This is a genomic window from Bacillus sp. VA13 (genome assembly GCF_055710085.1).
On the sequence record NZ_JBVQPP010000003.1, the window covers coordinates 523121 to 537779 of the forward strand.

The following is a 14659-nucleotide window of genomic DNA, read 5'->3' on the forward strand; positions in this document are numbered from 1 at the left end:
ACTATAACAGACTATGGAGCTCCTTTCATTATTCAAGAACCATGTCTTCTTAAAAAAGGGTGACAAACAACGCTTGAACTGCACCTATGATTCCGCCGAGAAGGCCTCCCAAATAGGTAATCATTTTAAATTCTTTTTTTGAAATGGACAGCACCATTTCTTCAAGCCGCTGCACCGGGAACTGATCCACCTGCTCCTTGACGATTTCCTCAAGGCGCATCCGTTTTAAGACACTTTCAAGATTAGCCGAAACCCCTTCAAGCAATTTGTCTAATAGTGCCGGCAGCATTTGCTCGGTCAGCTCAGATTCATAGCGGACGGTAAGTGTGCCAATCGTATTGTCGAAGAAAGGAGCAGTCGAAAATGTTTGCAGCACTCTTCGTTTCAGGCTGAAAATGAGCGCTTTTGCATTCCATTTTTCGTCTGCTTCATAAAACGTATACTCCCTCAGCTTGCCCCATTCGTTTTTCAAGAGATCAGAAAGCAGTTTATTTGTTTCCTCATTCCGCAAAAACTTCAGCAGCTCCGGCAGTACGCGGTCCGCAAGGCTTGTATTACCCAGAAACATTTGTACCATGCTTCCAAGCATGCCGCGTTCTTTCAAAAAGCCATCAATCATATTGCCGAGACGGATTTTTCCTTCATCACTTTCAAAATAACTGGCACTGCGAGACAATATATATCCTGAAATCATCGGGATCTTTTCCTCAAGCTTTTCCTGCACTTCCAAAGGCACCAGGTCTTTTAACGATTGGTGCTCGTATTGGCGGAAAAGCTCATTCAGTTTATCATCCGTCCAGCGGCTGATCCATGCGTCTGCCGCTTCATCAGGACGCTTCACCCCGGCTTTTTCAAGCGCTTCTTTTACTGTCACTTCAGAAAGTGACAGCTTTTGAATCAGCTGTTCCCCGACTTGAAGAGCCTGCGTTTTGGCTGCATCAGAAACGAGCCGCTTTTTAATGCCCTCAGGGGTTAAGAGATGATTGACAACCATCAGTCCCATTTGTTTTGCAAGTTCATCCCGTCGTCTCGGAATCAGCCCGGGGGTAAAAGGGACTCGTTTTCCAAACAAATAGTACGCCTTATAGGGCCTAAATAGCATTTGAATTGCTAAATGATTGGTCACCGCGCCAATAGCAGCGCCGATCACGATCATAAAAATAAAGGTTCCTGCAATACCCATTCCTATTCATCTTCCTCCATCTGTCATTCAGCTTATTTTCATATAGATGATGTACCTATTCGTATTATAGATGCTCATGCAATCACTTAGCAAACGAGGAGACAAATTCCTGTTGTCAGAAAATCAGCTTGTTCTTTTGGAATAGGGCAAGGTGAAGAATCGTAATCTGTAAAGTAGAATACCGTCAGCTGCGTTCATCCTGAATGTATTTAGCGTAAAGCTGCTGACACCCGCCGGCAGCTTTTGAATAAAAGGGGGAGTCTCACCATGATAACACTCGGTTTTATGTCCTTAACCCGCCAGCATGAAGCGGACTATTCCGCAGAATTGGCCAAGAGAGCACCCGAATTTGGCATACGTTTCATCCGGTTTACACCGTTTGATATTTCTCCTGACACCTTGCGTGTCAAAGCATCGGTTTATCATTCGGCCAGCAGAACATGGAACGAAACTGAAATGGCAATTCCAGATTATATTTATGACCGCTGTTTTTACGGCAAGGATTCACAATCCCAAAAAGCAAAACCTATCGTTGAGTGGCTTAAAAAATATCCGAAAACGGAATTTATCGGGCGGGGTCTTCCCGATAAGTGGACCGTCCTTCATGATCTGCAGCAGCATGCTGTGATCAATCCTTATATTCCGGAAACGATGAAGGTGAGCCGTTATGAACAAATTCACTCCTTCTTATCCAAAGAAAAAGCCTGCATCTTAAAACCGGCATTCGGCGCAGGAGGCAGAGGCGTGATTCTTTTGGAGCTGGGCAAGAAAAACATTACCGCTACGTATCACATCGGAAAAGATAAGCAGACAAAAACCTTTTCCAACCAGGCTTCTTTTAAAACATGGTGCAAAAAAGTACTTCAGCACCAATATTTGCTTCAGCCTTATTTAAATATTCAAGATAAGGAACAATACCCGTGCGATATCCGCCTGTTCATGGAAAAAAACGAAGCAGGTGAATGGAATACAGTCGGAAAGGCAGTGAGACGCGGATACAAACACGGGCTGCTGGCCAACTTGTCTGGCGGATCTGATGCGCTGACATTTGATTCTTGGTTTGAAGATATACCGAAAAAACAGCAAGTGGTCTTACTTGATGACGTGTTCTCGATTACACAGTCGGTTCCGTATTATCTTGACGAGCGCTACGGGCCGCTGTTTGAACTCGGGCTTGATATATGCCTTGCGAAGGACGGAAGAATTTGGATCTTGGATATCAATTCCAAGCCGGGCAGAAAGTCAATCTTGCGTGTTTCTCCCGAGCAAAAAGAACAGCTGTACACTTGTCCCCTAAAGCGCTGCCAATATCTGTTTTCTGAGCAAAGCCAGAAAGGAGTTCTTCCGCGTGAATCGTAAACGGTTTTTGATCGGCATAGACAAAAACAGTGAAAATACCCTGTTCCTGCCCTCTTCGCTGAAGCGAAACGGACTTTTGCATGCCGCGTTCGGGACGAAGGTTGTCAGATGCCACGTTTCTTACAGACAGCACCTGGACCAAACCGTGCTTCTCTCTGAAAATCTATTTCATGAGCTTTTGCTTCCCCACCGAAGCAGGGCTGACATTCTGATTCATGACCATACGGTGCATATCGGGCCGCTAATCGGCATCTTTACGGCGGGGTTTACCGTATCTCTTGAGCGCCCTTTTAAGGATCGTTCTCTCTTTTTTTCTAAGCTCGTCACGTTACACGAACAAGCCGGAGGCTACTGCTTCGTTTTTGGCGCGCACCAAATCAATTGGAAGGAAGGCACGATTGAGGGGCTCCTCTACAGAGAAAACGGCTGGGAGAAAAAAATCGTCCCACTGCCGAACGTCGTTTATGACCGTTTGCCAAACCGAAAAATTGAAGATTCGCTTCTCTTGCAACATACAAAAAAGAGACTGATCGATGAATATCAAATTCCATGGTTTAATAAAACATTTTTCAATAAATGGAGCGTTCATCAACTGCTCGAACAAGATCCGAGAACAGCCCCTTTCTTACCGAAATCCGAGCTGACACCATCTGAGGAGCGGATTGATGAGCTCTGCGCTGCATATAAAAAAGTTTATATTAAACCGGCTAACGGAGCACTCGGCACCGGCATTTATCAGCTGACAAAAACAGACGACGGCCTGACGGTGAAACATACAAATGATGCCAAAACGTTTTCTTCAATCGATTATTCCGATTCCGCCGCATTTCTGGCAGAATTTCGAAAACAGCACGACCCGTCTGACTTTCTCATTCAGCAAGGTGTGGATCTGATCAAATTTCAAGGCAAACCAGCGGATTTCCGTGTCCATACGAATAAAAACAGAAAAGGGAAATGGACGGTGACAGCCATAGCCGTCAAAATTTCCGGAGAAAACAGCATTACAACACATCTTTCTAATGGCGGAATAGTAAAAACACTTGCAGAAGTATACGATGATCCCGCTGAAAGAATTGAGGTCATTAAAAAGCTTTCTGCTGCGGCACTGACGGCAAGTCATGTGCTTCATGATCATATCGAGGGGTTTATCGGGGAGATCGGTTTCGATTTTGGCATTGATCAGAACGGTAAGGTATGGATGTTTGAAGCAAATTCACGTCCGGGCCGCAGTATCTTTTCTCATCCGAATTTGCATCATGTTGATTCTCTGACAAAACGAAGAAGCTTTGAATACGCGTCATATCTATCCGAGAAGGCGATCACCTCCCATGATGCGCTGTGGCCTTCGTAATCTGTCCCGCTTTTTTTGATAAAGCGGGCTTATCTTTGTCAAAAGCTGGGACAAACTGCATCACAAAGACCTCTTCAATGATGTTTTGAAACAGTGGTACAATGAACACAATTCGTTCGTATTCAGGTCAATTGATATCAATTTTAAGGAGCGTGGCCGTAATGATTTCTCATTTCAGCTGGAAACCTTTGTTCCAAAAAGAAAAGCTGCCCGGATGGAGAATTTCGTTTTATTATAAAGGAACCCATTATGAAGGCATCTATCATAAAAGCGGTGAGATTGAATGGGGAGATTTGTTTCCCGCCCGCGCTGACGAGCCTGCTCTTACAAACGAGATACATGAACTGATGCTTTTTCATATTTATGACTAGCTTAGCCTGAACGGCTAAGCTTTTTTTATGCCTTCTCAAGATTTACCACTCAATTCTCCGCATGAGTTTCCGGCCATTTTAACATAATACTAGTAACAAGCCGGCAAGCATTGGGTTACGCCGAGCGGCAGTGACACCCGAGACGGGTCCACAGACTGGTGCAACTCCAGTTAACCCAACCATACTAAACAAAAAGGAGATTTTACACATGGCTAACCAAAACTCTTCAAATGACTTACTAGTTCCTGGCGCAGCTCAGGCTATCGATCAAATGAAACTTGAAATCGCTTCTGAATTCGGCGTTAACCTTGGAGCGGATACAACTTCCCGCGCTAACGGTTCTGTCGGAGGAGAAATCACAAAACGTTTGGTATCTTTCGCTCAGCAGCAAATGGGCGGCAGAGTTCAATAACATTCAATATATGGCTTTAGAGGGCGTGGTTTCCGCGCTCTCTTTATATTTGTCACCCTTTTTTCCTACTCCACATACCCTAGAAAAAAAGGGAGGGAATAAGGGTGGCATTCATCGCCTTTGTGAATTGGGAGCTGGTTCAGTTCGTAAGTATATCCATGATTCATGAATATGTTTCCCATCGTTCTGTCTATTTGTACAGGTATTCTTTCCCGCGCTGTTCAAACTGAGAACATCCTTTTATAATGAGGGGCAAGGAGGTTTTTTGATGAAAATCGCTTTATTTGGTGCCAGCGGCCGCGTCGGACAAGCCTTTTTAAAACAAGCTGCCGCAGATGAACAGTTTGACATTTACGCTCTGGTCAGATCTCAACATGCTGAGCTTCCCCTTCCAAAAGACCGAATCGTCATGGGGAACGCGCGCCTCCGGGAAGATGTGAAAAAAGTTGTGAAGGATGCTGAAATCGTGATCAGCTGTCTCGGCACAGATGGTGATGATACCCTGTCCGCAGCGATGGCAAATATAATCGCCATTATGAAAGAACAGCATATCAAACGGCTGATTACGATCGGTACCGCAGGCATTCTTGATTCCCGATATGAACCAGGAAAATACCGGTTTGAAACAAATGAATCGAAACGAAAGCTAACCCGTGCAGCCAAGGAGCATGCAAAAGTATACGAAATGCTAAAAGATTCCTCGTTAGACTGGACAATTATCTGTCCCACTTACCTCCCGGACGGAACAGCAACCGGCGTTTATCGTACAGAGCGTGACGTTTTGCCGGAGGGCGGCACGAGCATTACGGTCGGCGATACTGCTGATTTTCTATATCGTGAGCTCGTTACAGGAGAGTATATCGGATACCGTGCCGGACTGGCTTATTAACTACATAAAAAACCCAAAACATGATTGTTTTGGGTTTTTGAGCGTTATGCAATGGAATGTTTCTGCCCCTTTTGCAGCTCATACATTTGATAATATTGGCCTTTGACTGCCATCAATTCCTCATGATCTCCTCTCTCAACAATTTCTCCTTTATCGAGGACCAAAATCTGATCCGCGTTTCTGATTGTTGAAAGCCGGTGAGCGATGACGAAGGTGGTGCGCCCTTGTTTGACGACATCAAGCGCCTTCTGGATCACGGCCTCTGTCTCTGTATCAATGTGCGCCGTCGCTTCATCTAAAATCAAAATGGCGGGATCAAATGCCAAAGCTCTTGCGAAAGAAATTAACTGCCGCTCTCCAGAGGATAGCGTGCTCCCTTTTTCAATCACGGGTTCATTAATGCCTTTTGGAAGCTTTTTCAGAAGCGGCTCGGCACCGACTTGCCGCAGTGCTTTTTTGATATCTTCTTCGGTCATTCTTTCGTCATCCAGACTTACGTTAGATCCGATCGTGCCCGAGAATAAGTACGGGTCCTGAAGCACAATGCCCATATGGGATCTGAGTTCCTGTCTTGACATGTTGTAAATGCTTTTCCCATCAATCAGAACATCCCCTTTTTGCGCATCATAAAAACGAAACAGGAGATTCAAAATCGAGCTTTTTCCTGATCCGGTATGGCCGACAAGCGCTACGGTTTCGCCTTTTTGCGCGGTAAAGGAAATATGTTTTAATACCTCTTCACCATCTTGATAAGCAAATGACACATCACGAAATTCAACCCGCCCCAACGCGCGCTCCTTCGCCGGATCACCCGCTTCTTCCGTATTCTTTTCTTCAAGCAGTTCGAAAACACGCCCGGCAGAAACCCGTGCCAGCTCCAGCTTTGAAAACTGATTGACGATGCCTGTGATCGGCTGAAATAACCGGTTTAAATAATCGACAAACGCGTACAGCACACCGACGGAAACAATCCCGGCCGCATTCAGGCTTGCACCGCCAAAATGCCAGATCAAACTGACAAACGCAAGGTTCCGGATCACATTGACAAGATTATGGGACATTAAGGAGTTTAGATTCAGCATCCTGTTTTGAAAATAAAAATGAGATTCATTTAATTCCTCAAATTCTCTCATTGTTTCCTTTTGATGACGGAAAGCTTGAATAATTGTCATGCCTTGAATGGACTCATTCATTTTTGCGTTAATGTCACTGTTGATCGAGCGGATTTTTTGATTGTAATAAGATGCGTATTTCCGGTATATGACCGACCACAGCCAGATAATCGGCACAATTGCCAGGCACACAAACGCGAGCTTAACATCCAGCAGAAACAAAGCCGTGAATATCCCGAACATATAGATTCCGCTTGTCACAAATGTTGACAGCACTGTGACATACAAATCCCTGATGGCCTCCGTATCATTGGTAATCCGCGCAACCACTTTGCCGGCCGGAAGGTTGTCAAAATAGCGAATCGGCATTTTTTGAATGTGTGAAAACACGTCCTGCCTCATCTTTTGAATAATCCTATTGGCGCTCATCTGCAGCAAATAATGCTGTCCATATTGAAAGAAAACCGAAAACACAAGCAAGCCCCCATACAGGCAGATCAAAAACACCATTCCCTTTATTTCCGGCTGATAGAACTGGAAAAGCTCCTCTTTTGTCAGCTTTTCGGCAGCATATGTCCGGCTCTTGTCTCCATTTGTGATTGTCAGCTTTCCGTCAGAAACCGTTCTGTTCCCGTCAAAGCTGACAGCCTGATCAACAAAATAGAACGCCATTCCCACTTGATAAATATGCGCTTCTTTTTCTTGAGAAACAGGTCCCTGGATACGGTCTTCTCTGGCATAAGAAGTGCCGTGAAACTGAACGGCGTTTTTATCTTTTTCCTCAGCTTCATACCATGTTTTTTCAATGCCGAGGATATGATCGTCAATCATTTTTTTGCCGATAAATGGCCCGGTCAGTTCTGCCCCGACGGCGACCGCAAGCAATAGGACGGCAGTGATCAACAATTTTCGATATAGGAGTGCGTACATCCATAACGTTTTTCCTGTTTTCATGCCCCTGCTCCCCCTTCTTCCGCAGTGAACAGCTGCTGTCTTTCATATTGTTCCCTGTACCACCCATTATTGGCCATTAGTTCTTGATGCGTGCCTCTCTCAGAAATCACGCCGCCGTCCATCACAAGGATCAGGTCAGCATGCTCTACCGCGGATAAACGGTGCGTCAAAATAAATGTCGTTTTTCCTTTGCGGTTTTCTCTGATATTCCTGATAATCGCTGCCTCTGTTTTGGCATCTACGGCAGAAAGCGAATCATCCAGGATCAAAATCTCCGGATTCGCCATAAGTGCTCTAGCAATCGAAATTCTTTGTTTTTGCCCGCCGGACAGCGCCACCCCTTTTTCACCAACCATTGTCTCCAAACCGGATGGGAGCATGTGTAAATCTTTTTCAAAATGTGCTTCGGCAATGGCTTGCTTAACCTCTTCATCACTTGCATCCTGTTTTCCGTATAAAATATTTTCTTTTACCGTCCTTGAAAACAGCAAATGATCCTGAGGCACATATCCGATCCACCCGCGGAGCCGGTCAAGAGGGATCTGCTGAATCGGTACGCCTGAGAATGTGATACTCCCTTCACCGGCAGGGTACTGGCGCAAAAGCTGCTTAATAATCGTTGTTTTTCCGCTCCCGGTTTTACCGGCAATCCCGACAGTCTGCCCTTTTCGTACCATAAACGAAATATCTTGAATATTGCCGCTTGTTGAGCTTGGATATGTAAAGCTGACATGGCTGAAAACGATATCTCCAGGCTCTTTCAATTCAACGGGCTGCTTTGGGTCCATCACGTCCGGTTGATAAGAAAGGGTATCATTTACCCGGTCTAATGACGCATTGCCCCGCTGCATCACATTAATGAGTTCACCGATTGCAAACATCGGCCAAATCATCATGCCGAGATAAACATTAAAGGAAACAAGCTCGCCAAGCGTCAGCTCGTTCCGGAACACAAGAAACGCTCCGTAACCGAGCCCGATCAAATAGCTGGCACCGACAAGCAGCTTGACTGTCGGCTCAAACAGCGAATCAATAAAAGCCACTTTCATATTTTTCTGATAAACATCTGCGGTCATTTCATTAAACCGGCGGACATCATTTGTTTCCTGTACATACGCGCGAATCACCCGGACGCCCGAAACAGATTCAAGCACCCTGTCATTCAGCGCCCCGAACGCATTTTGGGCCTCCGTAAACCGTTCATGAATTTTACTTCCGTATAGACTGATTGCAATCGCCATAATAGGAAGCGGGATAATGGCGGCAAAGGTCAGCTTCCAGCTGATCAGAAATCCCATCGTCAAAAAGATCGTCATCATAAACATCGTAGAATCGACTAATGTCAAGATGCCAAACCCCGTCGTTAAACTGACAGCCTGAAGATCATTCGTCCCCCGTGCCATCAAATCGCCTGTCCGGTTTTTTTCATAAAACGGCGGCGACATGGCCAGAAGATGCCCCATCAGCTTCGTACGGAGAATTTTCTCCATCACATTCGCTCCGCCGAACAGCTGGTGCATCCAAAAATAAGACATGACATATACGACCGCCGTCAGCACAAAAAAGATACCGATATAAAACAGCAGCCCTTCCGCAGTAAACGCCCCCGATTTCATATCATCTATGGCGTTCCCCAAGAGCTTAGGCGGAAACATTTCAATGACATTGACTCCTAATAAAAGCACAATTGCAATCGTATAGCGCAGCCAGTGCGCTTTAAAAAACCAGCCAAGCTTTTTCAATACTGAAAACATCGATCCCCATCTCCTTTATCTCATCAGCCGCCTTCTATTTTTTCCTTGCTGCTTTTTTCGTTTAGTTTGACATGAGCTGCCCTCGCCTCTGTATTTGTCTTCACATCCCATACACCTGTCTTTCCTTAGATTTTGTATATAAAAAAGGCATGAAGCGTCAGCTCCATGCCTTTTTTAACCGATATGATATGCACAGCGCTTTTCAGCGCGCGGCTAGACTGAAAAAACCGTTCAATCAAACAGAACATGGGGTTTGCCGCACCAATATGAAACTGTTTTGTAAACACGAAAATTCCTTGGCATAGCAAACCCTCCTTCCATTCTGATTTCATCTTTTTTTCATCATATAAACAAAACCTTTTTTTGTCAATCATTACTTGAATAGGAAAAGGTTAATTGTACTCGAATCCGGGTATTGTGTTGTAAGACGTTTTTGAAAGGGTGAGAATGATGTTTCATGCTGACCGTATCATCGTTGCGTTTGACGGAAGTGAAAATAGTAAGAAAGCGCTGCAGACAGCCATCGATCTTGCTAAAACCGTAAATGCTGCCATTACCGTCGCCCATTCACATGATATGAAAGACAATCAGACCATCATCGACCCGCCGAGGCCTGCAGCAGGGGCAAGCTATATTGGCGGAGGCATGACAAGTGTTCCTGATCCGCTGATATCAGATGTTGCACCACCTGAGCCAATGATCTATGAAGATCGTACGGAAGAAGTCATCGCCGAAGCCAGAATGATGCTGAATGACCAGCAGGCTGATGGAAATATTGATATATTAGAAGGCGATCCGGCTGAATCAATTATCGAGTATGCAAACCGCATTTCTGCCGATATGATCGTAACCGGAAGCAGAGACCAAAACAGGCTGAAAAAGCTAATATTCGGAAGTGTAAGTGAAAAGCTATCAGCGAAATCGGATATACCCGTCCTGATTGTAAAGTGAGCACGCCCTGTGCTCGCTTTTTTAAATTCATAATTGTGAAAAAACATAGATTTTCGTTTTTTTCTGTTATAATGCTTTCGTGCCCAAAAGCGCAAAAGCATTAAAGATAAATATGGGGTGTTATTTTGGATTCTCAAAAAAAGCTGACGTTTCCGTTAGCCGTCGGTTTATTTATATTTATGTTAGGAATCATTATTTCTTGCTTATTCTCGCTTCATACAGAACCGCATATCCCGCTGTTTCTATGTGTTATCATGCTTTCAGCTGCCGGTTTATGGTTCGGGTTTTCCTGGAAGTCCTTAGAAAAAGGGATTACAGATGGGATCAAGAACGGCGTACAGCCAATTATCGTTCTGGCGCTGATCGGCATCTTAATCGGCGCTTGGATGTACAGCGGCGCAATACCGTCCGTAACGGTTTATGTCCTTTCCTTTATTGAACCCAGCCACCTTCTTTTGACTGCTTTGTTTTCCTGCATGATCATCAGCACGCTTGTCGGCTCAAGCCTGACAACTGTGAGCACGATTGGGGTCGCGCTGATCGGAGTGGCGAGCGCGGCCGGCGTTCCGCTTGAATGGACGGCAGGCGCGGTCATATGCGGCGCATGCTTTGGTGATAAAATGTCGCCGATGTCGGACACAACCAATTTTGCCGCCGGCATAGGCGAAATACCAATCTTTGAACACATTCGCCATATGATGGGCACTACTATTCCGGCTTTGCTCATCACCGTCGTACTGTTTTACTTTCTCGGTTTATCTGTGTCAGCGGACACTGCTTCAACCGATGATATTCAACATGTCATAACCGGAATCAAGGATGCCGCAAACGTAACGCCGTGGGCTCTTCTTTCACCGCTCTTAGTCGTTTTGCTGGCGGTTAGGCGTGTGCCCGTGATTCCCGTGCTGACTGCCGGAATTATTTCCTCGGGAATTTTGACTGCTATTTTTGTACCTGACAGCAGCCTGCAGGCGTTTATGACAGCTTTGCAAAATGGCACGACGTTCGAAACTGACAATGAGGCCGCCGCTAAAATTATCAACAGAGGCGGACTGCAATCCATGATGGGCTCAGTCTCGCTCATTATGATTGCTTTTGCACTCGGCGGGCTGATGGAGAAAATCGGATTGATTTCCGCGCTATTGGAAGGTGTCATGAAAGGCATCCGCTCAAAAGGCCATCTGATTGCGGCAACTGTCTGTTCAAGCATCGGCATCAATTTGGCAACCGGAGAACAGTATCTTTCAATATTAATACCGGGACAATCATTTAAAACCTTATACGACAAACAAAACATCCAGCGAAAATTTCTTTCCAGATCCTTAGAGGACGGCGGGACATTAATGAATCCGTTGATCCCTTGGGGAGTATGCGGTGCTTTTATGGCGAGCGCACTTGGTGTTCCCGTCATAGACTATATCCCGTTTACGTTCTTCCTCTATATATCGCCGATGATCTCCATTTTGGTTGGATTTATTAAAAAATAAAAAGAGCTCCGCGTGCAAAGCGGGCTCTTTTTTTATGTTTCATTATGAAATGCTTGCTGCCTGCTGAATGCTTTCTTGGAAAGCAGCCTGAAGCTGTTTTGTCACCGGTCCGGGTTCACCGCTTCCGACCGATTCCCCATCGAGCGTCACGACCGGAATGATCTCTGCCGTCGTTGACGAAATAAAGATCTCTTCCGCCTGTCTCAGTTCTTCCTCACTGACAGGCGTCTCTTCAAGCTCGATCCCGTTCTTTTTAATAAGCCCTAAAATATTCATCCGTGTAATTCCATTGAGAATGAGCCGATTAGCTGGATGCGTTCGCACCATCCCATTGATCACAACATAAACGTTAGAGGATGTACCTTCCGTAACAGTGCCGTCTCTTAGTAAAATCGTTTCAAATGCTCCTGCTTCATAGGCTTTTTGCTTGGTCATAACATTATACAGTAAATTCAGACTTTTAATGTCGCATCTCAGCCAGCGAAGATCCTCATCTGTAATGGCTGCCACTCCGTATGCCTGCTCTTGCTCCGGTTTTTTCACGGTAAATGTGTAAGCAGTAGTCTGCGGCTTAAGTCCAGATTCATACTGGTGTTTTCGCGGCGCCACACCTCTTGTTGTCTGAATGTATACCGCTCCCTCACTGACCGCATTCTCCTGTACAAGTTTTTGCAGGTCCCACTCTAAATCTTCTATACTGAACGGCAGTGACATTCCGATTTCAGCCGCACTTCTGAAAAAACGCTCCGCATGCTCGCGCAAGCCGAACAATACCCCTTTGTACACCCTGATAACCTCATAGATACCGTCACCAAACTGATAACCGCGATCTTCCAAATCGATCGAAGCTTCGCTGCGTTCGATCAGCTGGCCGTTGACTAAAACCTTCATAATAGCCCTCCCTTTTCGAGATTTCCCTGATGTTTTTCTAGCTGTCATTGCCACTTATTCTACCATATTGGACTAGCTGAAAAACAGAAAGATCCAAGAGATCTATAGCGGGAAGGAGTTTATTTTTTCCTTAAAATCTGATATTTCGACAAATTTTCTATGTTCTTTCCAGTTTTATTCCTGTATACTTGACTGGTAATACATAGGTTGTAAACATATGGCATCTTCATAAGCTGCCTGCTGTACAGCAGTATGTAGAGATTTTATGCCAATGGAGAGATTGTTATGCGACAAACAAGAGGAGACGCTTCTCCTTCTGCAGTTTCGCTTGCTTTTAAATTTGCAAGTTTAGCAGTTTTATGTGTGCTGCTTTTGCTTATGGTGATTGTGGGGTATTCCAACAGCTCATCGAAAGCAAAGGAAGTCACTGTCACCACAAACGGCCAGCTTCGCAATGAGAAGGAAAGCCTGAAGCTGAAAAACGACTCCCCCGATCTTCTGATCAAACATCTGCAGACAAAGCAGAACATGGGAGATAAGACGGTTTACTTAACCTTCGATGATGGTCCGTCAGCCTATACAACCCGCTTGCTCGACGTACTGAAAAGCGCTGATGTAAAAGCGACATTTTTTATGCTGTCACCGCGGATGAACGAATTCAAACAAGCGGTGAAAAGGGCAGAAAAGGAAGGCCACGCCCTTGGTTTACACGGCGTCACCCATAATAACAAATTGTTCTATCAAACACCGACATCTCCGTTAAAAGAAATGCAGAAGGCGCGTGACACGCTGCAAGACATTACAGGATATAAAACCGATCTTGTCAGAACGCCATACGGGAGCAAGCCGTCACTGACCGCTTCACAAATCCGCAATCTTGAGAAAGACGGTTTTGTGTACTGGGATTGGACGATTGACAGCATGGACTGGAAATACCGAAATTCAAAATATGTGACGGCAGTATTACAGCAGCTTGAGAATATGGAACACAGCCATTCAAGCAGGCCGTATGTCATTCTCATGCATGATCTTCCCGCTACCGTAAACGCGCTGCCGGCATTAATCAATAAACTAAAAGAAAAAGGCTATTCCTTCGGAGTGTTAGAGGACACCATGGTTCCTGTTCATGAATAAAAAAGTGAGGCGCACGCATATGGCGGCCTCACTTTTTTATGCCCAAACTTTGGGCAAACTCCCCAATTTTTTGATGGATAACCATGTCAAACAAGCTGTCACAATACGTCGGCTCGAGGTTAATGATGACTTTCTTCAGGCCGGGAATCTGGCTTGCGTCCTCAGGCACAAATCTCGCCGGAGCAACTTCGAGAGACGTGCCGATGACCAATAAAAGATCTGCTTGATCCAGCTTTTCATAAAGGGTGTCAAAGTGCAAGACGGCATCGCCAAAGAGAACAACATCGGTTTTTAATACCGTTCTGCAAATGTCACCATCTTTTCCGGGCGCCGTGCACTCTGGCACCTCCCGCTCCAGCAAATGAGGGAGATCATAACGGGCGCCGCATGCCGGACAAGCTGCTGTCTGGATAGAGCCATGCAGTTCGTACACATGTCTGCTCCCGGCTTTTTTATGGAGACCGTCAATGTTTTGCGTAAAAATATCGACCTGCTTCCCTTCCTTCTCCAGCTCAGCTAAAAGCAAGTGCCCTTCATTCGGTTCAAAGCTGCCGCTCATTTTCATCTGGAACAATTCTTTGAATTTAGGCCAAAACAGACGTGGATGGTGTAAAAAGTAATCAAGGCTCATCGCTTCCATTCTTGAGGCATCCTCCGTCCAAATGCCCCCGGCTGAACGAAAGTCGGGAATCCCTGATTCTGTGCTCATCCCCGCTCCGGTCAGCACGATAATTCGCTGCGCTTCATTTAAAATATTTCTGAATGCTTCCAACTCAACACCGCCTTTTTTCTCTTATTTTACCACGAAAAA

The 14659-nt window shown here is 45.4% G+C and carries 15 protein-coding genes; 9 read left to right on the plus strand and 6 right to left on the minus strand.

What is annotated here, in order from left to right; translation table 11 throughout:
* Positions 1 to 49: 49 nt before the first annotated feature.
* The gene (locus AC0C66_RS14645) at positions 50 to 1183 is read right to left on the minus strand and encodes a DUF445 domain-containing protein (RefSeq protein ID WP_014113217.1); all 1134 of its coding nucleotides are present in this window, start codon (positions 1181 to 1183) and stop codon (positions 50 to 52) included.
* A gap of 267 nt (positions 1184 to 1450) precedes the next feature.
* On the opposite strand from AC0C66_RS14645, the gene spaC reads away from it, so the two are divergent.
* From spaC to AC0C66_RS14675, 6 genes are all read left to right on the plus strand, one after another.
* Positions 1451 to 2542 (plus strand): spore coat associated protein SpaC, encoded by a 1092-nt coding sequence (gene spaC, locus AC0C66_RS14650; RefSeq protein ID WP_014113216.1) that lies wholly within the window; start codon positions 1451 to 1453, stop codon positions 2540 to 2542.
* Complete coding sequence (locus AC0C66_RS14655; protein ID WP_461845686.1) at positions 2532 to 3893, plus strand: YheC/YheD family endospore coat-associated protein; 1362 nt, start codon at positions 2532 to 2534, stop codon at positions 3891 to 3893. Before spaC ends, AC0C66_RS14655 begins: the two co-directional genes overlap by 11 nt.
* 152 nt (positions 3894 to 4045) lie before the next feature.
* Positions 4046 to 4264, plus strand: a complete 219-nt coding sequence (locus AC0C66_RS14660; protein ID WP_072566014.1) for a YheE family protein — start codon at positions 4046 to 4048, stop codon at positions 4262 to 4264.
* A 208-nt stretch (positions 4265 to 4472) separates the two neighbouring features.
* Positions 4473 to 4676: a beta type acid-soluble spore protein SspB gene (gene sspB, locus AC0C66_RS14665; RefSeq protein ID WP_003233287.1), complete on the plus strand. Its 204-nt coding sequence runs from the start codon at positions 4473 to 4475 to the stop codon at positions 4674 to 4676.
* A gap of 104 nt (positions 4677 to 4780) precedes the next feature.
* Positions 4781 to 4906, plus strand: a complete 126-nt coding sequence (locus AC0C66_RS14670) for a hypothetical protein (RefSeq protein WP_014113213.1) — start codon at positions 4781 to 4783, stop codon at positions 4904 to 4906.
* A gap of 38 nt (positions 4907 to 4944) precedes the next feature.
* A complete protein-coding gene (locus tag AC0C66_RS14675) occupies positions 4945 to 5565 on the plus strand; it encodes an NAD(P)-dependent oxidoreductase (protein ID WP_461845685.1) in 621 nt (206 codons plus the stop codon).
* A 44-nt stretch (positions 5566 to 5609) separates the two neighbouring features.
* Here AC0C66_RS14675 and bmrD read toward each other — a convergent pair whose 3' ends face one another.
* From bmrD to AC0C66_RS14690, 3 genes are all read right to left on the minus strand, one after another.
* Entirely contained in the window at positions 5610 to 7631 is a 2022-nt protein-coding gene (bmrD, locus tag AC0C66_RS14680; protein WP_072182729.1) for a multidrug resistance ABC transporter ATP-binding protein/permease BmrD, read from the minus strand.
* Positions 7628 to 9385 (minus strand): multidrug ABC transporter ATP-binding protein BmrC, encoded by a 1758-nt coding sequence (gene bmrC / locus AC0C66_RS14685; protein WP_072182728.1) that lies wholly within the window; start codon positions 9383 to 9385, stop codon positions 7628 to 7630. The genes bmrD and bmrC overlap by 4 nt, the downstream gene beginning before the upstream one ends.
* Before the next feature lie 125 nt (positions 9386 to 9510).
* Positions 9511 to 9672: a hypothetical protein gene (locus AC0C66_RS14690; RefSeq protein ID WP_072182743.1), complete on the minus strand. Its 162-nt coding sequence runs from the start codon at positions 9670 to 9672 to the stop codon at positions 9511 to 9513.
* A gap of 163 nt (positions 9673 to 9835) precedes the next feature.
* Here AC0C66_RS14690 and AC0C66_RS14695 point away from each other — a divergent pair, with 163 nt between their 5' ends.
* Both AC0C66_RS14695 and nhaC read left to right on the plus strand, forming a co-directional pair.
* Positions 9836 to 10336 (plus strand): universal stress protein, encoded by a 501-nt coding sequence (locus tag AC0C66_RS14695; RefSeq protein ID WP_014113208.1) that lies wholly within the window; start codon positions 9836 to 9838, stop codon positions 10334 to 10336.
* Between the two features lie 125 nt (positions 10337 to 10461).
* Positions 10462 to 11823, plus strand: a complete 1362-nt coding sequence (nhaC, locus tag AC0C66_RS14700; RefSeq protein WP_072182727.1) for a Na+/H+ antiporter NhaC — start codon at positions 10462 to 10464, stop codon at positions 11821 to 11823.
* 42 nt (positions 11824 to 11865) lie between these two features.
* Here the strand turns inward: nhaC and dat are convergent, their stop codons facing one another.
* Positions 11866 to 12714 carry a D-amino-acid transaminase gene (gene dat, locus AC0C66_RS14705; protein WP_072182726.1) on the minus strand — a complete coding sequence of 283 codons (849 nt, stop codon included), beginning with the start codon at positions 12712 to 12714 and terminating at the stop codon, positions 11866 to 11868.
* A gap of 285 nt (positions 12715 to 12999) precedes the next feature.
* On the opposite strand from dat, the gene AC0C66_RS14710 reads away from it, so the two are divergent.
* Complete coding sequence (locus tag AC0C66_RS14710) at positions 13000 to 13848, plus strand: polysaccharide deacetylase family protein (protein WP_088679549.1); 849 nt, start codon at positions 13000 to 13002, stop codon at positions 13846 to 13848.
* Between the two features lie 28 nt (positions 13849 to 13876).
* Here the strand turns inward: AC0C66_RS14710 and AC0C66_RS14715 are convergent, their stop codons facing one another.
* A complete protein-coding gene (locus AC0C66_RS14715) occupies positions 13877 to 14620 on the minus strand; it encodes an NAD-dependent protein deacylase (protein WP_072182724.1) in 744 nt (247 codons plus the stop codon).
* Positions 14621 to 14659 lie beyond the last annotated feature (39 nt).